Annotated in this window: 20 protein-coding genes and 2 pseudogenes; 21 read left to right on the plus strand and 1 reads right to left on the minus strand. The window is 47.4% G+C overall.

Annotated features, from left to right (window positions below):
* The first annotated feature begins 277 nt into the window (after nucleotides 1-277).
* The 19 genes and pseudogenes from citZ (at nucleotide 278) to MHB78_RS07530 (ending at nucleotide 22,383) form a co-directional block, all read left to right on the plus strand.
* The gene (citZ, locus tag MHB78_RS07440; protein WP_046129657.1) at nucleotides 278-1,396 is read left to right on the plus strand and encodes a citrate synthase; all 1,119 of its coding nucleotides are present in this window, start codon (nucleotides 278-280) and stop codon (nucleotides 1,394-1,396) included.
* 162 nt (nucleotides 1,397-1,558) lie between these two features.
* Nucleotides 1,559-2,830: an NADP-dependent isocitrate dehydrogenase gene (gene icd / locus MHB78_RS07445; RefSeq protein ID WP_046129684.1), complete on the plus strand. Its 1,272-nt coding sequence runs from the start codon at nucleotides 1,559-1,561 to the stop codon at nucleotides 2,828-2,830.
* A 45-nt stretch (nucleotides 2,831-2,875) separates the two neighbouring features.
* Entirely contained in the window at nucleotides 2,876-3,814 is a 939-nt protein-coding gene (mdh, locus tag MHB78_RS07450; RefSeq protein ID WP_046129656.1) for a malate dehydrogenase, read from the plus strand.
* A 335-nt stretch (nucleotides 3,815-4,149) separates the two neighbouring features.
* Entirely contained in the window at nucleotides 4,150-4,872 is a 723-nt protein-coding gene (locus tag MHB78_RS07455) for a response regulator transcription factor (protein ID WP_046129655.1), read from the plus strand.
* Complete coding sequence (locus MHB78_RS07460; protein WP_046129654.1) at nucleotides 4,865-6,601, plus strand: ATP-binding protein; 1,737 nt, start codon at nucleotides 4,865-4,867, stop codon at nucleotides 6,599-6,601. The genes MHB78_RS07455 and MHB78_RS07460 overlap by 8 nt, the downstream gene beginning before the upstream one ends.
* A 253-nt stretch (nucleotides 6,602-6,854) precedes the next feature.
* Complete coding sequence (gene polA, locus MHB78_RS07465) at nucleotides 6,855-9,494, plus strand: DNA polymerase I (protein WP_046129653.1); 2,640 nt, start codon at nucleotides 6,855-6,857, stop codon at nucleotides 9,492-9,494.
* A gap of 18 nt (nucleotides 9,495-9,512) precedes the next feature.
* Nucleotides 9,513-10,340, plus strand: coding sequence for a DNA-formamidopyrimidine glycosylase (mutM, locus tag MHB78_RS07470; protein ID WP_046129652.1), 828 nt, complete (start codon nucleotides 9,513-9,515; stop codon nucleotides 10,338-10,340).
* 104 nt (nucleotides 10,341-10,444) lie between these two features.
* The gene (gene ytaF, locus MHB78_RS07475; RefSeq protein WP_269082004.1) at nucleotides 10,445-11,128 is read left to right on the plus strand and encodes a sporulation membrane protein YtaF; all 684 of its coding nucleotides are present in this window, start codon (nucleotides 10,445-10,447) and stop codon (nucleotides 11,126-11,128) included.
* Nucleotides 11,129-11,145: 17 nt separating this feature from the next.
* Nucleotides 11,146-11,751 carry a dephospho-CoA kinase gene (gene coaE / locus MHB78_RS07480; protein WP_046129650.1) on the plus strand — a complete coding sequence of 202 codons (606 nt, stop codon included), beginning with the start codon at nucleotides 11,146-11,148 and terminating at the stop codon, nucleotides 11,749-11,751.
* A 175-nt stretch (nucleotides 11,752-11,926) separates the two neighbouring features.
* Nucleotides 11,927-12,949, plus strand: coding sequence for a glyceraldehyde-3-phosphate dehydrogenase (locus MHB78_RS07485; protein ID WP_046129649.1), 1,023 nt, complete (start codon nucleotides 11,927-11,929; stop codon nucleotides 12,947-12,949).
* Nucleotides 12,950-13,175: 226 nt separating this feature from the next.
* Entirely contained in the window at nucleotides 13,176-13,562 is a 387-nt protein-coding gene (speD, locus tag MHB78_RS07490; protein WP_046129648.1) for an adenosylmethionine decarboxylase, read from the plus strand.
* 168 nt (nucleotides 13,563-13,730) lie between these two features.
* A complete protein-coding gene (locus tag MHB78_RS07495) occupies nucleotides 13,731-14,114 on the plus strand; it encodes a hypothetical protein (RefSeq protein ID WP_046129647.1) in 384 nt (127 codons plus the stop codon).
* Between the two features lie 25 nt (nucleotides 14,115-14,139).
* Nucleotides 14,140-14,598: a transcriptional regulator NrdR gene (nrdR, locus tag MHB78_RS07500; protein WP_046129646.1), complete on the plus strand. Its 459-nt coding sequence runs from the start codon at nucleotides 14,140-14,142 to the stop codon at nucleotides 14,596-14,598.
* Nucleotides 14,599-14,716: 118 nt separating this feature from the next.
* Complete coding sequence (locus MHB78_RS07505) at nucleotides 14,717-16,123, plus strand: replication initiation and membrane attachment family protein (protein ID WP_046129645.1); 1,407 nt, start codon at nucleotides 14,717-14,719, stop codon at nucleotides 16,121-16,123.
* A gap of 21 nt (nucleotides 16,124-16,144) precedes the next feature.
* Nucleotides 16,145-17,077, plus strand: a complete 933-nt coding sequence (gene dnaI, locus MHB78_RS07510; protein ID WP_046129644.1) for a primosomal protein DnaI — start codon at nucleotides 16,145-16,147, stop codon at nucleotides 17,075-17,077.
* Between the two features lie 27 nt (nucleotides 17,078-17,104).
* Nucleotides 17,105-17,708: pseudogene (locus MHB78_RS07515) on the plus strand (VTT domain-containing protein).
* 77 nt (nucleotides 17,709-17,785) lie between these two features.
* Nucleotides 17,786-18,628: a putative sporulation protein YtxC gene (ytxC, locus tag MHB78_RS07520; protein WP_046129643.1), complete on the plus strand. Its 843-nt coding sequence runs from the start codon at nucleotides 17,786-17,788 to the stop codon at nucleotides 18,626-18,628.
* Between the two features lie 338 nt (nucleotides 18,629-18,966).
* The gene (gene thrS / locus MHB78_RS07525) at nucleotides 18,967-20,898 is read left to right on the plus strand and encodes a threonine--tRNA ligase (RefSeq protein ID WP_046129642.1); all 1,932 of its coding nucleotides are present in this window, start codon (nucleotides 18,967-18,969) and stop codon (nucleotides 20,896-20,898) included.
* 127 nt (nucleotides 20,899-21,025) lie between these two features.
* Nucleotides 21,026-22,383 (plus strand): annotated as a pseudogene (locus MHB78_RS07530) (IS1182 family transposase).
* Between the two features lie 90 nt (nucleotides 22,384-22,473).
* On the opposite strand, the gene MHB78_RS07535 reads toward MHB78_RS07530, so the two are convergent.
* The gene (locus tag MHB78_RS07535) at nucleotides 22,474-23,265 is read right to left on the minus strand and encodes an HAD family hydrolase (protein WP_046132154.1); all 792 of its coding nucleotides are present in this window, start codon (nucleotides 23,263-23,265) and stop codon (nucleotides 22,474-22,476) included.
* Nucleotides 23,266-23,439: 174 nt separating this feature from the next.
* Between MHB78_RS07535 and MHB78_RS07540 the strand changes: the two genes are divergently transcribed.
* Together MHB78_RS07540 and MHB78_RS07545 are read left to right on the plus strand one after the other, a co-directional pair.
* On the plus strand, nucleotides 23,440-25,215 hold the full coding sequence (locus MHB78_RS07540) for a sensor histidine kinase (RefSeq protein WP_046132155.1): 1,776 nt from the start codon (nucleotides 23,440-23,442) through the stop codon (nucleotides 25,213-25,215).
* Nucleotides 25,200-25,922 (plus strand): LytTR family DNA-binding domain-containing protein, encoded by a 723-nt coding sequence (locus MHB78_RS07545; RefSeq protein WP_046132156.1) that lies wholly within the window; start codon nucleotides 25,200-25,202, stop codon nucleotides 25,920-25,922. Before MHB78_RS07540 ends, MHB78_RS07545 begins: the two co-directional genes overlap by 16 nt.
* Nucleotides 25,923-25,924: the final 2 nt, after the last annotated feature.

Here is a 25,924-nt window from a genome sequence, read left to right on the forward strand (position 1 = left end):
AGAAGACAGCAATCTCAAAAAATAAGAAAAAAAAACTATAGTTAAACATTTAACAAATGTCTGATAATTGTTATAATATAAATACGCTTAATCTTTATTAAGCATATCGGAGTATTGAATGGTATAAAGACGCACGATTGTTTTATTTGAAAAACAATTAAAATGTAAGCATTTTCTTTTTGGGACAAAGAGGGTGCATACAGTCTGCGTTGTGTTTGCTCCAAGGTTTTGGTTTAATTTTAAAAGGGGAAATTTTCAAAAAAAGGGAGAGATGTATATGACAGCAACACGCGGCCTTGAAGGGGTAGTCGCTACTACGTCATCCGTAAGCTCAATTATTGATGATACTCTTACATACGTAGGGTATAACATCGATGATTTGACAGAAAACGCAAGCTTTGAAGAAATCGTATACCTGCTTTGGCATTTAAAGCTGCCAAACAAAGCCGAGCTTGAAGAACTTAAAAAGCAGCTTTCTGAAAATGCCGGTATCCCCAACGAATTAATTGATCATTTCAAATCCTATTCAAATCGAAAAGTCCATCCGATGGCAGCGATCCGCACAGCCGTTTCTTTATTGGGGCTGTATGACGATGAAGCTGACCAGATGGATGCGGAAGCAAACTACAGAAAAGCGGTTCGCCTGCAAGCCAAGATGCCGACTCTTGTCGCTGCTTTTTCAAGAATCCGCAAAGGGCTTGAGCCAATCGAACCAAATCCTGAACTCGGCGTTGCCGCCAATTTTCTCTACATGCTGAACGGAAAAGAGCCTTCCCCTGTGGAAGTGGAAGCCTTTGATAAAGCATTGATTCTCCATGCGGACCATGAACTGAACGCCTCTACATTTACGGCACGGGTATGCGTGGCTACGCTTTCAGACGTGTATTCCGGAATCACTGCTGCGATCGGAGCCTTGAAAGGCCCGCTTCACGGCGGTGCAAACGAAGGAGTTATGAAAATGCTTACAGAGATTGGCGATGTAGAAAACGTAGATTCCTATATTCATGCCAAGCTCGAAAAGAAAGAAAAGATCATGGGATTCGGCCACCGCGTATACCGTCAGGGCGATCCGCGGGCCAAGCACCTCAAGGAAATGAGCAGACGGCTGACGAATTTAACCGGTGAGAGCAAATGGTTCGACATTTCTGAGCGGACTGAGCAAATTGTCACAACTGAAAAAAAGCTCCCGCCAAACGTAGACTTTTACTCTGCTTCGGTTTATCATAGCTTAGGAATCGACCATGATTTATTCACTCCTATCTTCGCGATCAGCAGGGTGTCAGGCTGGCTGGCGCATATTCTCGAACAGTATGAAAACAACCGTCTGATCCGTCCGCGAGCCGATTATACGGGGCCGGACATGCAGAAGTTCATTCCGATTGAAGAAAGAAGCTGAACGGATGGAGGAAGAGGCTGTCCGCACTTCACGGGGGGCGGCCTCTTGCACCCGCGGTTTGCAAATGAACGTATGAATCTATGAAAAAACATGCTTGTCCTCTTGTTTAGGAGGAAACAAATGTTTTTCAATATTGCATTACATAACATGGGAGGTTTTATTGTGGCACAAGGTGAAAAAATTACAGTCTCTGGCGGAGTAATAAACGTTCCAAATAACCCGATCATCCCGTTTATTGAAGGAGACGGAACCGGTCCTGATATTTGGAGAGCGGCTTCAAGGGTTTTGGAAGCAGCCGTTGAAAAAGCATACAAAGGCGAAAAGAAAATCACTTGGAAAGAAGTCTATGCCGGTGAGAAGGCATTTAACAAAACGGGCGAATGGCTTCCGGAGGAAACGCTTGACACGATCCGCGAATATCTCATCGCCATCAAAGGTCCTTTAACGACACCGGTAGGGGGCGGAATCCGCTCGTTAAACGTTGCGCTCAGACAGGAGCTTGACCTGTTCACATGCTTACGTCCTGTCCGCTATTTCAAAGGCGTTCCTTCTCCGGTTAAACGCCCTGAAGATACAGACATGGTCATCTTCCGCGAAAATACTGAAGACATTTACGCGGGCATTGAATACGCCAAAGGCTCCGATGAAGTGAAAAAACTGATTTCCTTCCTGAAAGACGAGCTCGGCGTCAATAAAATCCGTTTCCCTGAAACGTCAGGCATCGGCATCAAACCGGTTTCTGAAGAAGGAACATCAAGACTTGTCAGAGCGGCAATCGAGTATGCGATTGAGCACGGCCGCAAATCCGTGACCCTCGTTCACAAAGGAAACATCATGAAATTCACTGAAGGTGCCTTTAAAAACTGGGGATATGAAGTGGCTGAAAAAGAATTCGGCGATAAAGTATTTACATGGGCCGAATATGACCGCATTGCCGAAAAAGACGGAAAAGACGCTGCCAATAAAGCGCAAAGCGAAGCTGAAGCGGCTGGAAAAATCATCATTAAAGACAGCATCGCCGACATTTTCCTTCAGCAGATTCTGACGCGTCCGGCAGAATTTGATGTCGTAGCGACAATGAACCTAAACGGGGATTATATTTCTGACGCTCTTGCCGCCCAAGTCGGGGGAATTGGGATTGCGCCTGGAGCGAACATCAACTATGAAACAGGACATGCCATTTTTGAAGCGACTCATGGCACGGCTCCTAAATATGCCGGTCTTGACAAGGTCAACCCATCCTCAGTCATCCTTTCCGGCGTCCTGCTTCTTGAGCATTTAGGCTGGAATGAAGCCGCAGATCTTGTCATTCAGGCGATGGAAAAAACGATCGCATCAAAAGTCGTCACTTACGACTTTGCCCGTTTGATGGACGGAGCGACAGAAGTGAAATGCTCTGAGTTCGGAGACGAGCTCATTAAAAACATGTCTTAAACGGCAAGTTTTATCCAAATACAATCATTTAAAGGGGTAGAAAAAATGGGTAAGAAGCGAAATAAAGTATCTGTTATCGGAGCGGGTTTCACGGGTGCAACCACTGCATTTCTGACGGCGCAAAAAGAATTGGCCGATGTCGTATTGGTCGATATTCCGCAGCTGGAAAACCCTACGAAAGGAAAAGCGCTCGATATGCTTGAATCGAGCCCGGTCCAAGGGTTTGACGCCAATATCACTGGAACGGCAAATTACGAAGATACGGCTGATTCCGACATCGTCGTGATCACCGCGGGTATCGCAAGAAAACCCGGAATGAGCAGGGACGACCTGGTCGCTACAAACGAAAAAATCATGAGAAGCGTCACGAAAGAGGTCGTCAAATACTCTCCGGACTGTATCATCATCGTCTTGACGAACCCTGTTGATGCGATGACTTATGCCGTATACAAAGAATCCGGTTTTCCGAAAGAGCGGGTCATCGGCCAGTCCGGCGTTTTGGATACGGCCAGATTCAGAACGTTTGTCGCTCAAGAGCTGAATCTTTCCGTCAAGGACATCACGGGCTTTGTACTCGGCGGCCATGGGGATGATATGGTGCCGCTTGTCCGCTATTCATATGCGGGCGGTATTCCGCTTGAAACGCTTCTTCCAAAAGACCGCATCGATGCGATTGTCGAAAGAACGAGAAAAGGCGGGGGAGAAATTGTCAATCTGTTAGGGAACGGAAGCGCGTATTATGCGCCGGCCGCTTCGCTGACGGAAATGGTTGAAGCGATCTTGAAAGACCAGCGCCGCGTATTGCCGACGATCGCCTACCTTGAAGGCGAATACGGCTATGAAGGAATCTATCTCGGCGTACCGACCATCATCGGAGGAAACGGTCTTGAGAAGATCATTGAGCTTGAATTGACGGATTTCGAAAAAAGTCAGCTTGATAAGTCTGTCCAATCTGTGAAAAACGTCATGAAAGTTCTCTCATAGGTCAATCACCGCAGGAAGGCTTCTTACACGGGCCTTCCTGTTTTTTTGCCTTCCAAACGGGCAAAAATGAAAACGGAAAGACATAAATACAGGCTCCCGGCATATACCTAATGATAATGAGCTTCCCGTACATTTTCGTCTTTTACGTTCTCGCAATTTTTCGGACTTACGGGACCGGCGCCGGCTGTTTTACCGAAATTATAAAGTTTATGTAATACACAGAAAAAATCAAATTGTCGAACAGATAGGCTTTCGTTACAATAAGAGTGAAAACGTTTATGAATCAAAAAAGAGAGATAGAGATGTCGGGGAAATATGAAGCCTGGAGGCGTGTCATGAGCAAAAAGATATTAGTTGTAGACGATGAAGAATCAATTGTTACCCTTCTAAAATATAATCTTGAACGGTCCGGCTACCAGGTCGTCACGGCCATGGACGGAGAAGCCGGCTTATTAAAGGCGATAGAGGAGAAGCCGGATCTGATCGTGCTCGATCTGATGCTCCCTAAAATGGACGGAATCGAGGTCTGCAAGGAGCTCAGGCAGCAGAAGCTGATGTATCCGATATTGATGCTTACCGCAAAAGACGATGAATTCGATAAGGTGCTTGGCCTTGAACTCGGTGCGGACGACTACATGACAAAGCCGTTCAGCCCAAGGGAGGTTACGGCAAGGGTCAAGGCGATCTTGCGGAGAACGCAGACGGTGCCTGTTCATCAGGAGGAAGCAGAGGAAGCGGATGCCGGCGAACTGATCATCGGCGAGCTGAAAATACTGCCTGAACATTATGAGGTGTATTTCCAAAATGAGCGGCTCGAGCTCACGCCGAAGGAATTTGAGCTCCTTTTATATCTTGGAAAGCATAAAGGAAGAGTGCTGACGAGAGACCTGCTTTTGAATGCTGTCTGGAATTATGATTTTGCAGGGGATACGAGGATCGTCGACGTCCATATCAGCCACCTGCGCGATAAGATTGAAAAAAACACAAAAAAACCTGAATACATTAAAACGATCAGAGGTCTTGGCTACAAAATGGAGGAGCCGAAACTGAATGATTAAATTCCGGACCCGGCTTCTGGCTGCCCTGCTGTCGCTCTTGATTCTCGTGTTTGCTTCACTCGGCTTTCTGCTCGTGCACTTGTTTCATACGTCTTACGATGAAAAGCTGGAAAGCCGCATCAAAAAAGAAGCAGAATTCATCGCCGGCCTTTCGGACACCGATCACCTTCAGTCTCCGGAGCAAGGCGAACGATTGCAAAAAGCAAGCCGTGAACTCGACAGTGCTGTATCACTGATAGATACAAAAGGTCAGGTTCTTTTTCACTTTGGCGGCCGTCCTGATCAATCCGCCATAAAAAAAGCGGTTCAATCAAAAAATAGAGGTGAAGGCGTCCGGATCAACCCGGATGATGACTCGCGCTTCAGCTTTGCACAGCCGCTGGAAAAAGGAGGGGAGATCTACGGTTATGTCCTGATCGATTCGCCTGTCGATCCCGACGCCGGCATCAACCAAAAGATCTGGATTCTTCTCGGCGTCAGCCTCGGAACGGCGTTTCTGATCATAGCGGGCCTCGGGGCAAGAATCACCTCGCAATATACCAATCCGATCGAATCCGCGACTCAAGTTGCGATTGAGCTTGCAAAAGGAAACTATAATGCAAGAACATTTAACGAAGATGAAACGATGCTGAGCCAGTCGATCAATATGCTGGCCCAGAATTTGCAGGATATGACAAGGGCTCAGGAAATGCAGCGCGACCGGCTGCAAACCGTGATCGAAAATATCGACTCCGGACTGATTTTAATCGATGGGAAAGGCTATATTCATCTTGTGAACAGAGCCTACCAAAAACAGTTTCACGTTCAAGCCGACCAGCTTCTTTACCATTTTTACCACGAGGTGCTGGAGCATGAGGAAATTATCAATCTTATAGAAGAAATTTTCATGACCGAAACAAAGGTCCGCAAAATGTTTCATTTGCCGATCCGGATTGAAAGAAGATATTTTGAAGTCGACGGGGTTCCGATCATCGGCATGAATGATGAATGGAAGGGAATCGTCCTCGTGTTTCACGATATGACGGAGAGAAAGCAGCTTGAAGAAATGAGGAAGGATTTCGTCGCCAACGTCTCCCATGAGCTGAAAACGCCGATTACGTCGATAAAGGGGTTCACTGAGACGCTGCTTGACGGAGCCATGAACGAACGGGAAACCCTGCAGCAATTTCTCTCGATTATTTTAAAAGAAAGCGGGCGTCTGGAAACCCTCATTCAGGACCTATTGGACCTTTCCAAAATCGAACAGCAAAACTTCACCTTGAATATCCAGGATTGCGACATCGGTGAAATCCTTGCAGAGATTGAAATGCTGTTAAAAAATAAGGCGGAGGAAAGAGGAATCGCGCTGAAGCTCGAAAAGCCGGAAGAACCGGCCATCGCATCGGGAGATCCGCACAGGCTGAAACAGATTTTTTTAAATCTGGTCAACAATGCCCTCACATACACGCCGGAGGCCGGCAGTGTGACCATTTCTGCCGAGGTGCTTGAAGATGCGGTCCAAGTGAAGGTGAAGGATACGGGCATCGGCATCAAAAAAGCGGAAATCCCGAGAATTTTTGAACGGTTTTACCGGATCGATAAAGACAGAAGCAGAAATTCGGGAGGAACGGGGCTCGGCCTTGCAATCGTCAAACATTTGGTTGAAGCGCATCACGGAGAAATCGATGTTGAAAGCGAGCAGGGGAAAGGGACCGTGTTTACAGTCCGCTTGAAACGCGCGCCACATTGAGAATGAGCAATCTTTACAAAGGCTTTACAACTTTTATATACACTTTTAAAACTTGATTGATAGGATCATAAGTGAACCCCTTCATCCAAGGAGCCAAATGGACGGACGCGAGATCATCACGCGTCCCTTTTTTTGTTTGTTTTAAAAGGACTCCCGATTTTCCTTTCAAAATGAACTTTGCTAAAATAAAATAAGCAAAATATGAGCATGAAGTGAATGGAAGCTTCCATACCGGCTTCTTAGGAGGATAAAAATGACTGAGAGAAAAAAATTAGTATTGGTTGACGGAAACAGCCTGGCATACCGTGCGTTCTTCGCTCTGCCCCTTCTCAGCAATGAAAAAGGGATACATACGAACGCGGTGTACGGTTTTTCGATGATTTTGCTGAAAATGCTCGAAGAAGAAAAACCGACACACATGCTTGTCGCATTTGATGCGGGAAAGACGACGTTCAGGCATAAAACGTTTAAAGAATATAAAGGCGGCAGGCAAAAAACGCCGCCGGAGCTTTCCGAGCAATTCCCGTTTATTCAGGAGCTTTTGGACGCCTACCGCATTTCCAGGTACGAGCTTGAAAACTACGAGGCTGACGATATCATCGGAACGCTTGCCAAATCAGCAGAAGAAGACGGTTTTGAAGTCAAGATTTTTTCCGGTGACAAAGATTTGACGCAGCTTGCGACAAAAGGAACAACGGTGGCCATCACGAAAAAAGGGATTACCGATGTCGAATATTATACGCCTGACCACATTCAGGAAAAATACGGCCTTTCCCCCGGCCAGATCATCGACATGAAAGGCTTGATGGGCGATGCCTCAGACAACATTCCCGGAGTGCCGGGCATCGGCGAAAAAACGGCGATCAAGCTGTTAAAGCAGTTCCATACGGTTGAAGAGCTATTATCGTCAATAGACGAAGTGAGCGGCAAAAAGCTGAAAGAAAAGCTGAGCGAATTTAAAGAACAGGCGCTGATGAGCAAGGAGCTTGCGACGATCACGACAGACGCGCCGATCGAAGTCGGTCTCGACTCGCTCGGGTATGAAGGCTATGACAGAGAAGCGGTCATCAAGCTCTTTAAGGACCTCGGCTTTAACTCTTTGCTTGAGCGGCTTGGCGAAGAACCGGCGGAAAAAGAGGAAGAGCGGTTTGAAGACATCAATGTGACGATTCAGACGTCCATCACGGAGGAATTGTTTGCATCACCTGCTTCGTTTGTCGTCGAACAGCTCGGGGACAATTATCATGAAGCGCCGATCCTCGGGTTTTCCATCGCCAATGAAAACGGCACATTCTTCATTCCGACTGAAACGGCCATAGGTTCTGACCGTTTTAAGGAATGGGCTGAGGATGAGTCGAAAAAGAAATGGGTGTTTGACGCAAAACGCGCCGCTGTCGCCCTGCGCTGGCACGGAATCGAGCTGAAAGGGGCCGAATTTGACGTTCTTCTTGCAGCCTATATCATTAATCCGGGACATTCGTATGACGATGTCGCAAGCGTGGCAAAGGAACATCAGCTGAACGTCGTCTCCACCGATGAAGCGGTCTATGGAAAAGGCGCCAAACAGGCTGTACCCGGCGAGGATGAACTTGCCGACCATCTAGGCAGAAAAGCGGAGGCGATTACGATGCTCCGCGAAACGCTGCTTGACGAATTGGAAAAAAACGAGCAGCTTGAGCTGTTTGAAGAGCTTGAAATGCCGCTTGCCCAGATCCTTGGCGAAATGGAATCCACCGGCGTCCAGGTCGATGTCGACAGGCTGAAAAAAATGGGTGAAGAGCTGTCGGGAAAACTGAAGGAATACGAAAAGAAAATCCATGAGTCAGCCGGTGAAACGTTCAACATCAACTCGCCAAAGCAGCTCGGCGTGATTTTATTTGAAAAGCTCGGACTGCCGGTCGTAAAAAAAACAAAAACGGGCTATTCCACATCAGCGGATGTTTTGGAAAAGCTCCGCGATAAGCATGTCATCATCGAGGACATTCTTCATTACAGGCAAATCGGCAAGCTGCAGTCAACATATGTCGAAGGGCTGTTAAAAGTCATCAGGAAGGATACGCATAAGGTGCACACCCGCTTTAACCAGGCTTTGACCCAGACCGGACGGCTCAGCTCGACGGATCCGAACCTGCAAAATATCCCGATCCGCCTTGAAGAAGGCCGGAAAATCAGGCAGGCATTTGTTCCGTCGCAAAAGGGCTGGCTCATGTTTGCGGCGGATTACTCGCAAATCGAGCTGAGGGTGCTTGCCCACATTTCAAAAGACAAAAACTTGATCGAAGCCTTTACAAATGACATGGACGTTCACACGAAAACGGCGATGGATGTGTTTCACGTACCTGAAGATGAAGTCACGCCTGCCATGAGAAGGCAGGCGAAAGCCGTCAACTTCGGAATCGTATACGGCATCAGCGATTACGGGCTTTCCCAAAATCTCGGGATCACAAGGAAGGAAGCCGCTGCGTTTATTGAACGCTATTTCAACAGCTTCAAGGGAGTCAAAGAATACATGGACGAAACCGTTCAGGAAGCAAAGCAGAAGGGCTATGTTACGACTCTGCTGAGCCGGAGACGATACATTCCGGAATTAACGAGCCGTAACTTCAATTTGCGCAGCTTTGCCGAACGGACAGCAATGAACACCCCTATCCAGGGAAGCGCCGCTGATATCATCAAAAAAGCGATGATCGCCATGGCGCAAAAGCTGAAAGAGAAAAATCTCAAGGCAAAACTGCTATTGCAGGTGCACGATGAATTAATATTTGAAGCGCCCGAAGAGGAAATCAAAGAGCTTGAAAAGCTGGTGCCCGAAGTGATGGAAAACGCATTGCAGCTTGATGTGCCGCTAAAAGTCGATTATGCCTCAGGGCCTTCATGGTATGATGCGAAATAATGAAAAGGAAGTGATGATGTGCCGGAGTTGCCAGAAGTCGAAACCGTCCGGCGCACTCTTGCCGGACTTGTCGCAGGAAAAACGATCGATTCCGTGGAAATCAGATGGACGAATATCATTAAACGCCCGGCAGAACCTGAGGAGTTTGCAAGGCTTCTTATAGGCGAAACGATTCAGTCGATTGACAGAAGAGGGAAGTTTTTGTTGTTTCATCTCGATCATTTTGTCATGGTCTCACATTTGAGAATGGAAGGAAAATACGGGCTTCACAAAGGCGATGAGCCTATTGATAAGCACGTGCATGTCATTTTCAGATTTACGGACGGAACGGAGCTTCGCTACCGGGATGTCAGGAAATTCGGTACGATGCACTTGTTTGCGCCGGGTGAAGAACAAACTGAGCTGCCTCTCCGGCAGCTCGGTCCGGAGCCGTTCAGCGGCGAGTTTACCGCCCGGTATTTAAGAGAGCGTCTCAAGAAAACGAGCCGATCTGTGAAAACGGCGCTGCTCGATCAGCGGACAGTCGTCGGACTGGGAAACATTTACGTAGATGAAGCGCTCTTCAGGGCTGGCATCCATCCGGAAACTACCGCGAACAAGCTGACAAAAAAACAGACCGCCCTTTTGCATGAAGAAATCGTCAAAACGCTGAAAGAAGCTGTTGAAGCAGGCGGAAGCACGGTCAGGTCTTACATCAATTCGCAAGGAGAAATCGGCATGTTTCAGCTTAAGCTCTACGTCTACGGCCGAAAAGACGAACCTTGTAAAAAGTGCGGATCCGCGATCGAAAAAACGGTCGTCGGAGGAAGAGGCACGCATTTTTGCATGAAGTGCCAAAAAAAATAAATACGGCAAATCTGTCACAGGCATTCACAGCCGGTTAAAAACTTTCTAAGTGAAACAATACACGGACGGTTCTTATCACTCATATATATAAGAAGCCTATAAAGCTGTTAAGGCTAAAACTACACCGCCGCATCAACAGAAAGGAAGAACCGGATATGATGTTTGCATCTTTCTTGCTGCTGGCTATTGCTGTCAGCCTGGACAGTTTTTCAGTCGGATTTACTTACGGGTTAAGAAAGCTGAAGATTCCTTTCAAAGCGATTTTGATTATCGCCTGCTGCTCGGGAGCCGTCATGCTGGTCTCCATGATGATCGGCGCCCTTTTGATGAAGCTGTTTCCCGTCGTTTTGACGGAAAGGCTCGGGGCCATTATTTTAATGGGGATCGGCGCTTGGGTGCTGTATCAGTTTTTCAGGCCGGAGAAAGACCAGGAACATTCTCCCTCAGAGAAAACGCTCGTGAATCTTGAATTGAAATCGCTCGGAATCGTCATCCATATATTAAGGACGCCGACGAGCGCGGACATCGATAAATCGGGCATCATCACAGGCATCGAGGCCTTCCTGCTCGGTTTTGCCCTCTCAATCGATGCCTTCGGTGCGGGAATCGGGGCAGCTGCGCTGGGATTTCCGCCCGCTCCGATGAGCGTGACGGTCGCCGTCATGAGCTCTTTGTTCGTATTTATGGGCATTCAGGCCGGGCGCTTTTTATCAAGGTGGAACTGGATGAATAAACTGACGTTTCTTCCCGGCATCATGCTGATTTTGATCGGAATTTGGAAACTGTAAAGAGGGGTGTGGGCCTAATGACTTTGGTCATCGGATTAACCGGCGGTATCGCCAGCGGAAAAAGCACTGTCGCGCACATGTTTCAGAAGCGCGGCATCACGGTTGTCGACGCGGACGTCATTGCGAAAGAAGCCGTCGAAAAGGGAATGCCGGCATATCGAAAAATCGCTGAAACATTCGGGGATGGCGTGCTCCTTGACAACGGCGGGATCGACCGGAAAAAACTCGGAGAACTTGTATTTCAAAACGAAGACAAAAGGATGCAATTAAATGCGATCGTCCATCCCGAAGTAAGAAAAACGATGATCAAAGAGCGGGATGAGGCCATTCAGGCCGGAGAGCGTTTTGTCGTTCTCGATATTCCGCTTTTATACGAAAGCGGGCTTGAGCACCTGACAGACAAGGTGCTCGTCGTCTGGGTGCCAAAAGAGCTTCAGCTCGAGCGGCTGATGAAACGAAATTCACTAAGCGAAGAAGAGGCGCTGAATCGGATTCATGCCCAGCTTCCGCTTGATGAAAAAAGAAAAAAAGCAGACGCCGTCATCGATAACAGCGGCGGCCTGAACGATACCGAAAACCAGCTTCAGGAGCTGATTGAAGCATGGTCGCATCTGAAAAAGTGAGCGCGGGAATTCCCGTGCTCTCTTTTTTTAGCCCGTAAAACAGCTAATCCATAATTTATCGTGCGCATTTTACCTGAAAAAGAATAAATGGTATAGCTAAAATATTATAATGTGTTATACTTATTTTGAATAAAACATGATATGGAATGACATAAAAATAAGGGGTGTTTGTTTGATGAAGGTAAAAGTTGCGATAAACGGATTCGGCCGCATCGGCAGAATGGTGTTTAGAAAAGCGATGCTTGATGATCAGATCGATATTGCGGTGATCAATGCGAGCTACCCTGCGGAAACGCTCGCTCATTTGATAAAGTATGACACAAATCACGGACGGTATGAGCCCGATGTGAAAGCTTGCGGCGATCATCTTTTGGTAAACGGCAAAAAGGTGCTGCTGACGAGCCAGAGGGATCCGAAGCTGCTTCCGTGGGCAGAGCATGAAATCGATATCGTCGTTGAAGCAACCGGGAAGTTTAACTCGAAAGAAAAAGCTGAAGCTCATATTGAAGCGGGAGCGAAAAAGGTGATTTTAACGGCGCCCGGAAAAAATGAGGACATTACGATCGTCATGGGCGTTAATGAAGGGGACTTTGATGCTGAGCGCCATGCGATCATCTCGAACGCGTCCTGTACGACGAATTGCCTGGCGCCCGTTGCAAAAGTGCTTGATGATGCGTTTGGAATTGAAAACGGCCTTGTCACGACCGTACACGCCTTTACAAACGATCAAAAAAATATCGATAATCCGCACAAAGACCTGCGGAGAGCGCGCGCCTGCGGTTCTTCGATCATTCCGACGACCACCGGAGCAGCAAAAGCGCTGTCGCTCGTCATGCCTCATTTAAAAGGACGAATGCACGGCCTTGCTTTGCGGGTGCCTGTTCCAAACGTTTCTCTCGTTGATCTTGTAGCGGATTTAAAAAGCGATGTAACCGCCGAGGACATCAATGAGGCGTTCCGTATGGCGGCAGCGGGTTCCATGGCCGGAATTATCGATGTATGCGATGAGCCGCTCGTGTCTTCGGACTTTAATACAAATCCGTTTTCTGCGGTCATTGACAGCCTGTCAACGATGGTGCTCGAAAACAGGAAAATGAAAGTGCTTGCATGGTATGACAATGAATGGGGATATTCGTGCAGGGTCGTCGATCTCATCAGATACGTTGCGTCGAGAATGAAACATCCATCAGCTGTATAAAATAAAAGCATGGACGGATAAAAATAAAAAACCCCTTAACCATCAAAACCGCCTTGCAAAAAATATTCAAACAAAGTATACTATTTTTCGTGAACTTCTAGTCGTGAGCGCTTCGGCATTACTTAAAGGGTTAGGACCTCTCCGGACTAACTTTCCCCCGTGGTAAATGACCGGTTTAGTTGCTTGGAAATTCACTTTTTAATTCTTGTTAAGGGGGGGCCATGCTATGGAAACAATGGGGCGTCACGTCATCTCCGAACTGTGGGGATGCGATTTTGATAAGCTGAATGACATGGATTTTATTGAAAAAACGTTCGTAAATGCTGCACTGAAATCAGGTGCTGAGGTGCGGGAGGTTGCGTTTCATAAGTTTGCGCCTCAAGGTGTAAGCGGGGTTGTCATTATTTCTGAATCTCATCTGACCATCCACAGCTTTCCTGAACACGGATATGCCAGCATTGATGTTTATACTTGCGGAGATTTAGATCCGAACATTGCTGCGGATTACATCGCAGAAGAATTAAGAGCGGAAACAAGAGAGAATATCGAAATACCAAGAGGCATGGGGCCTGTACAGATCAAGCAGGCAAAAGCCAAAGCACAGGCGCTTTAATGCCTTTTAAGAGGAGCCGGATGAAAAAGCGAAAACCGCTTTTTAGATCCGCTCCTTTTTCATTTCCTGCAAAATGTCGCCCGTATTCTTTTGCCATTTTGTTTTCTCTTGGAAATAGAGAGTTTTTTTAATAAAATATAGAGAAGAAAGGCAAAGGGGATATGGCGTATGAGCGTTTTCCAAAAGGTTCAGGGATTTTTTTCGACCCATGCCGAAACATCCGACCATCATCATTTGGACGAGCTGAGGAGCCGTTACTATAAAGCGACTGCAAAACAGGCCCTGGAAGCCGTAGCAGAAGTGCTGGACGGAATGGGCGGCTGCACCGTCACTTCGGTGTCGGAAGAAAGAGGGGAAATAAGCGCAGAGATTACAAAGCCGAAAAAGGCTTTTTTGGTGGCGACTGTCGTATCGATCCGCCCTTTTGAGACAGCGGTAGATTTTAATGTATCGACGGAAACGGTTATGCCGACTGATTTTGGATACAGCCGCAGCATGGTTTCGTCGGTTTATCGGGAATTGGACCGAAAGCTGGCTCCTGCTGTAAAATGAAACAACTGAATAGGGAGCTGAAAAAATGAAATGTCCAGCGTGTCAGCATAATGGGACGAGGGTTTTGGACTCCCGTCCCGTTGATGAAAGCAGATCGATTCGCAGAAGACGCGAATGCGAATCTTGCAGTTACAGGTTTACAACATTTGAAAAGGTGGAAGAAATTCCGCTGATCGTCGTTAAAAAAGAAGGAATCCGTGAAGAATTCAGCCGGGAGAAGATGCTCCGCGGCTTGATCAAAGCGTGCGAAAAGCGGCCTGTCGCTTTAAAGCAGCTTGAAGATATTTGCTTTGAAATCGAAAAAGAGCTTAGAAACCAAGGCGTTTCAGAAGTGAAAAGCGAGAATATCGGCGAAATGGTGATGGACCGCCTGGCGAAAATCGATGAGGTCGCATACGTCAGATTTGCGTCGGTTTACCGCCAGTTTAAGGATATCAACGTATTTATCGAGGAACTGAAAGATTTAATAAAGAAAGAACGGTAAAGAGCTGAAAACTTGATCCAGCTCTTTTCTCATGACAAAAATCGCGGGCGGATGACATCCTGCCCGAAAAAAGGTGTAAAATGAGGACAAGAAACAAATTGGAAGGTTGACAATCGATATGAGTAATTACTGGAAAGATTTGCTTCCCGTTGATCCTTACGTCGTCAAGAGCCACGGGCTGCTTCAGGATTTGGACCGGCAAATTGTCACCCTTTTGTATCAGCCTTTGATCGGGTCTTTCTCGCTCAGCCTGTTTTTTACGCTCTGGGGAGAGCTTGAGCAAAACAGGATATGGGGGAACAGCTCGACCCACAGGCAGCTGATGGGGACGATGCAGGCCAGCCTGAAAACGATTCACGCCGAAAAAGAAAAACTTGAGGGAATCGGACTGCTGAAGACATATGTAAAAGAAACGGAGCAGGAACGCTTATTTATATACGAATTGATCGCGCCGCTCAGACCGGACGAGTTCTTTCAGGACGGAATGCTGAATGTGTTTTTGTACAACCGTGTCGGAAAAGCGCGGTTCCAGCAGCTGAAAGATTATTTTTCTCATCCGTCAGTGCCTGAAGAGGCGCGTGATGTCACGCGCTCGTTCAACGAAGTCTTTGCAGCCGTGCAGCCGAGCGAATGGAAGCTTTCGGATGATATGGCGGACGCTATGAAGCTTTCGGATGACCGGGAATATACAAAAGAGGGGCAAAGCAAACCGGTCGCGGTGACAGACGACGCGTTTGATTTTCAGCTGTTTCTGGCAGGGCTGTCCGAAACGCTGATTCCAAGAAAGGCGCTGACCGGCCAAGTAAAAGAAACGATTAAAAAACTTGCTTTTCTCTACGGAATCGAGCCGCTCGATATGCAGAACGTCGTCATGTCAGCCGTTGACGAACATGATATGATCACGACAGAAGCGCTGAGGAAAGCGGCGAGCGACTGGTATCAGATCGAAAGAAACGGCCTGCTGCCCGAGCTTGTCGACAAGGTTCAGCCGCTCAGGCTGCGCGAGCATACGAATGAACAGCCGGCGTCAAAGGAAGAAACGTTGATCGCCCTTTTGGAACAGGTGTCTCCGAGAAAACTGCTTCAGGATATCGCCGGAGGGGCGGAGCCTTCCAAAGCCGATTTAAAAATCATCGAAGAAATCATGCTTGACCAAAAGCTTGAGCCGGGCGTCATCAATGTCCTGATTTATTATGTCATGCTCCGGACCGATATGAAGCTTTCGAAAAACTACATTCAAAAAATCGCTTCCCACTGGGCAAGAAAAAAAGTGAAGACGGTAAGGGAAGCGATGAAGCTCGCAAAAGAAGAAAACCGTCAATATCTCGAATGGGCGCAAGGAAAGAAAAAGCAGGGGAATAAAAAAGTCATCAGGGAAGAGAAGCTGCCGGATTGGCTGCAAAACGAGGCGGCCGAAGCACTGCCTAAGGATGAGCAGACTGCGGCAAGCAAGGAAGATTTTGAATTGCAAAAGCAAAAGCTGCTCGAAGAAGTAAAAAAACTGAGAAACCATTCCGCCCTTTAAAAAGTGAGGTGAACAAGAGGTATGGAGCCGATTAAACGAGCTTTACAAGGCGTGACGACAAGGCCTGATTTCCAAAAGCGCCTTGAGGATATGAAGAAAAAAGTCCTTTCCGACCATGATGTTCAGGAATTTCTGAAAACGCACCGGACGGAAGTGGACGAAGGAATGATTGAGAGAAGCTTGAACAAGCTGTATGAATTTACGCAGCAAAGCAAAGCATGCAGCGGCTGTCCAAGCCTGAAAGAATGCAAAAACCTGATTCAGGGGTTTTATCCAAAGCTTGTGCTGAACGGAAAAACGATTGACGTTCAGTATGACACATGCCCTGAAAAGCGAAAAGCCGATGAAAGGGAAAGACAGCGTTCATTGATCAAAAGCATCTACATTCAAAAGGATCTATTGGAAGCTACATTTGCGGATATTGACGGAGACGATCCGAGCAGGCTGAAAGTTCTTCAGCTTGCGACTGAATTCTTCCACGACTATAATGAGACGGGAAAGGGAAAAGGAATTTATATCCACGGGAGATTCGGCGTCGGAAAAACCTTTATGCTGGCGGCCATCGCCAATGAGCTTGCTTCAAAGGACCATCCGTCGATTCTCGTTTATGTTCCCGAGTTTGTCAGGGAGCTGAAAAACGCGATTCACGACCAATCATTGGAGGAAAAGCTGGATATGGTGAAATCAACGCCTGTCCTCTTGCTGGATGATATCGGAGCAGAGTCCATGTCAAGCTGGGTCAGGGATGAAGTGATCGGCACGATTCTTCAGCACAGAATGGCCCAGCAGCTGCCGACGTTTTTCTCTTCAAACTTTGACCCGGATGAGCTGAAGCATCATTTTACGTATTCCCAAAGAGGGGAAAAAGAAGATGTAAAGGCGGCAAGGCTGATGGAGCGGGTGCTGTACCTGGCTACGCCCATCCGTCTTGATGGAAAGAACCGCCGTCAATAATTCCCTTTCATACCAGGAGATGAGGATATGCCGAAAAAAGCCCTCGCAAAATGGGCGGCGGTGCTGGCGATAGCGGCTGCCGGATTGTGGTTTAACGCAAAGTACTTCAATCTGAATCCAAGCCATATCAGGGAAGGTGTTCTATCCTTCGGCGTTTTTGCCCCGCTCATGTATATCGGATTATTAATGGTCAGGCCGTTTTTGCTTCTGACTCGCATTCGGCCCGGTCTATGGATCTCTGTATTCTTTTATAGGAGCCGCCGGCGGAGCGTTTTTATCGTTTGCCGTTGCATACAAGCTCGGCGGAAACATGAAAAACATGCCTTTGAAGCTTGATGCGTTCCGCGCTTTTTTGCAAAAGAACGGTTTTTTCAGCATTTTGCTTTTACGGCTTGCACCGATCCACTTTGATGCGGTCAGCTATGCGGCCGGCGTATCAAAAGTAAAACCGCTGTCGTATTTGGCGGCCACGGCTGCGGGCATTATCCCCGGAACCGTTATTTTAAACGCGCTCGGATCGAGCATCATGTCCGGTGACCTCCTGGCGATTTCGGTCATGGCCGTAATCTACCTCCTTTTTATCACCGTTCCGCTCTTGTTCAGAAAAAAAGTGCAGGAGCTGCTTGATTAAAGGCTTATCCTTTTTTTACGTCTATTTTAGTTGTCCCGTCCATATACATGTACCAGATGTTGTTAGGGGGGACAAACATGCTCGAAATTACATTTGAAGATGATTATGATACAGCCGCGTTTTTGCATCTCCTTCGCAATGCGGATGAAAACCGGCATATCAAGATTCACGAGGCGCCAGGGAAGATCGGAATTGAAAAGACCCATTCCTCTGTCAGTATTCAGGAATACATCCAGCCGATTTTGACGAGATTTTTTACGGAGTGCAAAGAAGACGAATACATGCTTTCGGTCATTGAAGGAGATTACTATTTTTTGGACCGGGATGAGCAGCAGCAGATTCTGCAGCTGGCCCACAGCATCATGGAGGGGGAGCTCGAAGGTCTTCCGCTTAATCATGATGATACCCCTCGCGAATATTTCATCGAGCAGGAGCTCAAGACGATCTGTCTTGAAGAAAACGTCTTTTCGATTCGCTCCTTCATGACGTTCCGGCTCGGAAAATATTATGAGCGATTAAAAGGGTATGTCGAGGCGGCGATCGATGAATACAAAATGGAACAGGAATACCAGACGTTCATTCAATCGCTGAGAGACTACGTGACGAGGAAAGAGCCGGTGCTCGATCATGTGCGCATCGTGCATGACGGCCATTTCGTACTGTGGGAATTGAAATATATTTCAGAGCGGGAACAAAAAAAATACATAGACAGGCGGTTCGTGAGAGAACACCCGATGTATATCGATTCCCATCTGCTCGCTCCGCTCGTGTCGATCGCTCCGAAAAAAATCGACCTGTATACGAAAAACAGCGAGCATGCCATGGTACAGACGATCCAAAATATTTTTCAGGAACGGGTCCGGATTTTTTCTCTTGAATCCTTTCATCCGCAGGAAAACATTTTGGAAGAGCGTTCTTGATTTTGATTGCAAAACGATTTATAATACATTGTAAACTTTACATTCCATGTATTGATAAGGACACGAAAAAATGAACACCGGTTGGCAGAGAGGGAGACCAAGGCTGCGAGTCTCTTAACCAAGGATCATTTTTTTACCACCTTTGAACATCAGTTGTGAACGGCGTATTGTCAAGTAATGACTGACGGGGCTTCCCGTTACAGAACCGAGAGCCGAAAAAGGCAGGCGATTTTCTGCGTTTTCGGGAAAAAGGGTGGAACCACGAATTCCGTTTATTAATCCTCGTCCCTTTCTTAGGGGGCGGGGTTTTTATTTTGCATAAAAAAGGAGTGACTAGGATGTCAGATATGGTAAAAATCACATTTCCTGACGGAGCGGTTAAGGAGTTTGCAAAAGGGACGACAACAGAAGATATCGCGGCATCGATCAGTCCCGGCTTAAAGAAAAAGGCCATCGCCGGAAAATTAAACAGCAAAGAAATCGATCTGCGCACACCGATCCATGAGGACGGCGCGATTGAGATCATTACGGAAGGCAGCGACGAAGCGCTTGAAATCATGCGCCACAGCACTGCACACTTAATGGCCCAGGCGATTAAGCGGCTTTATCAAAACGTCAAGCTCGGCGTCGGCCCTGTGATCGAAAACGGCTTCTACTATGATGTTGACCTGGAAGAAGCGCTCACACCGGAAGATCTCCCGAAAATCGAGAAAGAGATGAAAAAAATCATCGGAGAAAATCTGCCGATCGTCAGAAAAGAGGTCAGCCGCGAAGAAGCGAAAGCAAGGTTCGCCGAAATCGGCGACGACTTGAAACTGGAGCTGCTTGATGCGATTCCTGAAGGAGAGACGGTATCGATCTATGAGCAAGGCGAGTTCTTCGATTTGTGCCGCGGCGTCCACGTTCCGTCGACGGGAAAAATCAAGGAGTTCAAGCTGCTCAGCCTTGCCGGCGCATACTGGCGCGGCGACAGCAACAATAAGATGCTGCAGCGCATCTACGGTACGGCGTTCTTCAAAAAAGCCGACCTTGAAGAGCATCTGCGCCTGCTTGAAGAAGCGAAAGAACGCGATCACAGAAAGCTCGGAAAAGAATTAAAATTATTCGCGATTTCGCAAAAAGTCGGCCAGGGGCTGCCGCTTTGGCTTCCGAAGGGCGCGACGATCAGACGCGTCATCGAGCGCTATATCGTCGATAAAGAAATCGCCCTCGGCTATGAGCATGTTTATACGCCTGTGCTCGGAAGCAAGGAGCTTTACGAAACATCGGGCCACTGGGATCATTATCAGGATACGATGTTCCCGCCGATGGAAATGGACAATGAAACATTGACGCTTCGTCCGATGAACTGCCCGCATCACATGATGATTTATAAAAACGACATTCACAGCTACCGCGAGCTGCCGATCCGGATCGCAGAGCTCGGAACGATGCACCGCTACGAAATGTCCGGTGCGCTTTCAGGACTCCAGCGCGTCCGCGGCATGACGCTGAATGACGCACATATTTTCGTCCGTCCGGATCAGATCAAGGAAGAATTCATCCGCACCGTCCGCTTGATTCAAGACGTGTACAAAGACTTCGGATTAAACAACTATACATTCCGCCTGTCTTACCGCGATCCGGAGGATACCGAGAAATATTATGATGATGACGAAATGTGGAATAAAGCGCAATCGATGCTGAAAGCAGCGATGGATGAGATGGGGCACGACTACTATGAGGCGGAAGGAGAAGCGGCGTTCTACGGACCGAAGCTCGACGTTCAAGTCAAAACAGCGATCGGCAAAGAAGAAACGCTGTCAACCGTTCAGCTTGACTTCCTGCTTCCTGAAAGATTTGACCTGACATATGTCGGCGAAGACGGCAAACCGCACCGTCCTGTCGTTATTCACAGGGGCGTCGTATCGACAATGGAGCGCTTTGTGGCGTTCTTAATTGAAGAGCATAAAGGCGCGCTTCCGACATGGCTTGCGCCGGTGCAGTTCCAGGTGATCCCTGTATCGCCGTCCGCGCACCTTGACTACGCAAAACAAGTCCAGGAACGGTTGCAGCGCGAAGGATTGCGCGTTGAAGTCGACAGCCGCGATGAAAAGATCGGCTATAAAATCCGTGAAGCGCAAATGCAAAAGATTCCGTACATGCTCGTCGTGGGCGACCAGGAAGCCGAAAACGAAGCGGTCAATGTCCGCAAATACGGAGAGCAAAAATCAGAAACGGTTTCGCTTGAAGATTTCGTAAAAAAAGCCGTTGCTGAAGCAAGAAAATAAAACGAAAAAAAGCATGATTCCATTCGGAGTCATGCTCAGCTTGTCGACAAAGTCACAAAAAAAGTGGCTTGATCGACAAGCTTTTTTTGTTAAAATGTGTGTGGAATCTATTTTTGGAGGTTTTACCATGTTGACCAAACACTCTAAAGATCAGCGTGAACAGCTTGAAGTCTTTGCCTTAAGTGAGCTTGTACCTGAAGACCATTTGGTCAGGAAGATGGAAGAAGCCATTGATTTTTCATTTATTTATGAAAAAGTTGCCCCTCTTTATTCTTCAAAAGGGCGTCCAAGTATTGATCCTGTTGTACTGATTAAAATGGTGCTCATTCAATACGTGTTTGGTCATCGCTCCATGCGCGAAACCATTAAGCGAATCGAAACTGATGTAGCCTATCGCTGGTTTATTGGATATGGATTCTCTGAAAAAATCCCTCATTTTTCAACCTTCAGTAAAAACTATGAACGTCGCTTTCATGACACAGACCTATTTGAAACAATCTTCTATAAGATTTTACGTCAAGCCATGGATCTCGGCCTCGTCGATCCTTCGGTCGCCTTCATCGACAGCACACATGTCAAAGCGAATGCCAATAAGAAAAAGTTTGTGAAAAAGATCGTAAGAAAAGAAACAAGAGCTTATCAGGAGCAGCTAGATCAAGAAATTAATGCCGATCGCGAAGCGAACGGAAAAAAGCCCTTAAAGCCCAGGCGATGCTTAGAGGAACGAGAAGTAAAGGAAAGTACAACTGATCCTGAGAGCGGATATTTTGTCAAAGGCGAACGAGAACGTCTTTTTGCCTATGGATTTCATACAGCTTGTGATCGGAACGGATTTGTGCTGGGAACGGTTGTTGAGCCTGCCAATATCCATGACAGCCAAGTGTTCGCGTCGCTGTTTCAACAAGTAAAAGAGCGCGTTGCCAAGCCTCATACGGTCGCAGTTGATGCCGGATACAAAACACCGGTTATCGCAAAATTTCTTCATGAAGAAAACGTTCGCCCTGTTATGCCTTACACGCGTCCGCAAACCAAAAAAGGATTCATGAGAAAACACGAGTATGTTTACGATGAATTTTATGATGTCTATATCTGCCCGCAAGACCATATTCTCTCCTATCGCACAACCAATCGGCAAGGTTATCGAGAGTATGCTTCAGATCCAAAACGATGTAAACCATGTCCATTACTACATACATGTACAGAAAGTAGAGATCATCGAAAGATGATTCACAGACATATCTGGCAGGATCATTTAGACGAAGCTGATCATCTTCGGCATACGGAAGAGAATAAACAAATCTATGCCAAACGTAAAGAGACGATCGAACGAGTTTTTGCCGATTTAAAACATAAGCATGGCCTGCGCTGGACAACCCTACGGGGAAAGAAAAAATTGTCCATGCAGGCGATGCTTGTTTTCGCTGCCATGAATCTGAAAAAGCTGGCGAATTGGACCTGGAAAGGTCCTAACCGCCAGCCTTCTGATCGAAATAATAGAATAAAATGGACAAAAACAGGTGGATTTTAAAAATCCGACCTGTTTTGTCAACGGTCTGAGCATGATTCCATTCGGAGTCATGCTTTTTTTGCGGCCAGAATATCGAACAGTTCGCTTAAATGACGGATTTCGTGGTCGGGTTTTACTTCGGTTTCGTTCACATTGCCTTTGCGGTTGACCCAGACGGTCTGAATGCCTGCTCTGGATGCGCCGAGAATATCTGTGTTCAAATTATCCCCGACCATCACGGCGTCTTCTTTCGCAATGCCGAGAAGATGAAGACAGTGTTCAAAAATGCTCGGGTCAGGCTTCCCTTTTCCGAAATTTCCGGAAATGACGATTTCCTTGAAATAAGGGGCAAGCTCAGGCACGCCGGCCAATTTTTCTCTTTGCAGGCTCGGATCACCGTTTGTCAGCAATAACAGCTCGAATTTTCCTTTTAATTCATCCAAAACGGCAAATGTTTCTTCATAGACGAAAGGGCTCTTCCGGCGCACGGCCGCAAAATATTTGCCCAGCTCTTCCCCGAAAGCGGGATCATCGATTCCGGATGCTTTCAGCCCGTTTGTCCATGCGTTTTTTCTGTATTCAGGGACGATTTTGTTCAGCTTTTGAAATCCTTCGCTGATCGGGTCGCTGAAATTCGACCAAAGCCCTTCAAACGGATTGATGCCGATCATCACGGTGTAGGGATACGTTTCATAAGATGTGTAAAGATCGCGCGCTGCCCGGCGTACAGCGGCTTCGAATTCATCCGCGCCGATCCCGTATTTTTTTTCGGCTTTCATACACGTTTCGGCAAATGCCGTACTGACGCTTTTTTCATCCCAGAGCAATGTGTCGTCTAAATCAAAAAATACGGCTTTCATGATCGTCTCCTCTGTCATGGATTTATCAATGTCTCATTTATTTTACAATAGATCAATAGGATGATAAAGCAGAGATTTTAAGAATGTGATGTGATAAAGCGCGAAAGTTTGAATGGCGATAGATATGATAAAATGAGGGCGGACTCAAAATTTGTGAGAAAGCAAGGGGATAACATGATCCATTTAATGATCATGATGCTGGAAAGAGTGGGGATCATCGTGATCCTTGGTTTTATTCTCGCCCATATGAAGGTGTTCCGGCAGCACCTTCAGCATCCGGAAGGATATAAGGGGAAGGCCGTTCTCATTTGTATCTTTTCACTTTTCAGCATTATCAGCAACTATACGGGAATTGAGATTCGAGATCACGAGATTTTAAACAATGATTGGATTTTTGCGATCGACCCGTCGAGCTCGATCGCCAATACGAGAATTCTCGGAGTCGAAATCGGCGGCTTGATCGGGGGGCCCTTCGTCGGCGCCGGGGTCGGGATTCTTGCGGGAATTCACCGTTTTTCGCTTGGAGGAAGTACGGCTTTAAGCTGTGCGGTTTCTTCCGTGTTGGCGGGGGTTATATCGGGTTATATCGGGCGTTTTTTCCGGAAGAGGCACCAAATGGTGACGCCGCGGGTCGCGGCTCTTGCAGGCATTTCAATGGAAGCGCTGCAAATGATGATGATCATCATGCTTGCTGCGCCGCGGTCAGACGCTGTAGCGCTCGTTCAGATGATCGGCATCCCGATGGTCATCGTCAATGGGACAGGCAGTTTTATCTTTCTGTCGATCATTCAATCGATTATCCGTAAAGAAGAACAGGCAAAAGCCATGCAGACGCACAAGGTGTTTTCGATTGCCGATCAGACGCTGCCGTTTTTCCGCCAGGGGCTGAATGAGACATCGTGCAAAAGCGCGGCCCTGATTATTCATCAGATGACAGGCACGGATGCCGTGTCGATTACAGACAGGGAAACGATTCTCGCGCATGTCGGCGAAGGGGCTGATCACCATATTCCTTCGAGAAGCCTGATCACCGGTTTATCGAAAAAAGTCATCAAAACGGGGAAAGTCATGAAGGTGAAATCGCGCGACGAAATCGAGTGCACCCATCACTCTTGCCCGCTTCAGGCCGCGATTGTGCTGCCCCTGATCTCCAACCGGAAGACGATCGGCACCCTGAAGCTGTACTTCAAGAATCCGGCGGGGCTAAACCGCGTGGCAGAAGAGCTTGCCGAAGGCCTTGCGATGCTTTTTTCAACACAGCTTGAGCTCGGGGAAGCGGAGCTGCAAAAGAAGCTTTTGAAAGATGCCGAAATCAAAGCGCTGCAAGCTCAGGTCAATCCGCATTTTTTATTCAATGCGATTCATACGATCTCAGCATTGTGCCGGACAGACGCCGAAAAAACGAGAAAGCTCCTGCTTCAGCTCAGCGTCTATTTCCGCTCAAACCTGCAGGGGGCGAGGCAGCTATTGATTCCGCTCTCAAAAGAGCTGAACCATCTTGAAGCATATTTATCCTTGGAGCAGGCGCGTTTTCCGGGAAAATATACAATCGATTTTCACATTGAGGACGGGCTTGAACATATGGAAATACCGCCATTTATTTTGCAGATGCTTGTGGAAAACGCGCTGCGCCACGCTTTTCCGAAAAAACAGAAGACGTGCAGGGTGACCGTTTGCGTCCGTTCGGAGCAAGGCGGCGTCCTCATGAAGGTGTCAGACAACGGCAGGGGAATCGAGCCCGGGATGCTGGAGCAATTGGGAAAAACGCCGTCGCCTTCAAAGGAAGGAAACGGGACGGCGCTTTACAATCTGAACCAGCGGCTGACGGGCCTGTTCGGACAGCAGGCCGCTTTAAAACTGTCCAGTGAACGCGATAAAGGAACTGAAGTGTCTTTCAAAATTCCTTTTAAATCGCAAAGGGAGGATGAAGATCGATGCTTAAGGTATTAATCGTTGACGATGAAATGTTTGCCCGCGACGAATTGAGATATTTGCTGGAGCGGACGAAAGAAGTGGGTACGATAGACGAAGCTGAACATATCGAAGAAGCATTTGACAAAATGGCGGACCAAAAGCCGGATATTCTTTTTTTAGACATCGATTTGTCAGGGGAAAACGGATTCGACATCGCCAAGCGCCTGAAAAAAATGTCGGCGCCGCCGGCTGTCGTGTTTGCCACGGCATATGACGAATATGCGCTGAAAGCATTTGAAGTCGATGCGATCGACTATTTGACAAAGCCCTTTGATGAAGAGCGCATCAGACAAACGATCAAAAAATACAGACGAATGCACCCGGAAAACAACGAGGAAAAGCCGCCGTCCGGCCATCAAAGGCTTGCTCTCAACGTTGACGAGTCGATCGTGATCCTCGACGCTGCTGAAATCGTCTATGCCGGATTGAAAGACGGCCGGGTCATCGTCAAAACCTTTGATACGTCGTATGCAGTCCACGATACGCTGGTCGTGCTTGAGCAAAAGCTTCCGCAATCTTTGTTTATCAGGGTTCACAGAAGCTTTTTGGCCAACATGGGCCATATGAAAGAGGTAAAGCCTTGGTTCAACTCGACGTATAATCTGCTGATGAAAGACGGCTCAACGATTCCTGTCAGCCGTACATATGCAAAAGAACTGAAAAAACTGCTTCATTTGATGTGAAG

It is taken from the genome of Bacillus sp. FSL K6-0138, from assembly GCF_037982765.1.
Taxonomy (GTDB): domain Bacteria; phylum Bacillota; class Bacilli; order Bacillales; family Bacillaceae; genus Bacillus; species Bacillus glycinifermentans.

Coding starts and splice junctions, on each gene's coding strand:
- citZ (WP_046129657.1), top strand. CDS start 278: ATGACAGCAACACGCGGCCTTGAAGGGGTAGTCGCTACTACGTCATCC.
- mdh (WP_046129656.1), top strand. CDS start 2,876: ATGGGTAAGAAGCGAAATAAAGTATCTGTTATCGGAGCGGGTTTCACG.
- MHB78_RS07455 (WP_046129655.1), top strand. CDS start 4,150: ATGAGCAAAAAGATATTAGTTGTAGACGATGAAGAATCAATTGTTACC.
- MHB78_RS07460 (WP_046129654.1), top strand. CDS start 4,865: ATGATTAAATTCCGGACCCGGCTTCTGGCTGCCCTGCTGTCGCTCTTG.
- polA (WP_046129653.1), top strand. CDS start 6,855: ATGACTGAGAGAAAAAAATTAGTATTGGTTGACGGAAACAGCCTGGCA.
- coaE (WP_046129650.1), top strand. CDS start 11,146: ATGACTTTGGTCATCGGATTAACCGGCGGTATCGCCAGCGGAAAAAGC.
- MHB78_RS07485 (WP_046129649.1), top strand. CDS start 11,927: ATGAAGGTAAAAGTTGCGATAAACGGATTCGGCCGCATCGGCAGAATG.
- speD (WP_046129648.1), top strand. CDS start 13,176: ATGGAAACAATGGGGCGTCACGTCATCTCCGAACTGTGGGGATGCGAT.
- MHB78_RS07495 (WP_046129647.1), top strand. CDS start 13,731: ATGAGCGTTTTCCAAAAGGTTCAGGGATTTTTTTCGACCCATGCCGAA.
- nrdR (WP_046129646.1), top strand. CDS start 14,140: ATGAAATGTCCAGCGTGTCAGCATAATGGGACGAGGGTTTTGGACTCC.
- MHB78_RS07505 (WP_046129645.1), top strand. CDS start 14,717: ATGAGTAATTACTGGAAAGATTTGCTTCCCGTTGATCCTTACGTCGTC.
- dnaI (WP_046129644.1), top strand. CDS start 16,145: ATGGAGCCGATTAAACGAGCTTTACAAGGCGTGACGACAAGGCCTGAT.
- ytxC (WP_046129643.1), top strand. CDS start 17,786: ATGCTCGAAATTACATTTGAAGATGATTATGATACAGCCGCGTTTTTG.
- thrS (WP_046129642.1), top strand. CDS start 18,967: ATGTCAGATATGGTAAAAATCACATTTCCTGACGGAGCGGTTAAGGAG.
- MHB78_RS07535 (WP_046132154.1), bottom strand. CDS start 23,265: ATGAAAGCCGTATTTTTTGATTTAGACGACACATTGCTCTGGGATGAA.
- MHB78_RS07540 (WP_046132155.1), top strand. CDS start 23,440: ATGATCCATTTAATGATCATGATGCTGGAAAGAGTGGGGATCATCGTG.
- MHB78_RS07545 (WP_046132156.1), top strand. CDS start 25,200: ATGCTTAAGGTATTAATCGTTGACGATGAAATGTTTGCCCGCGACGAA.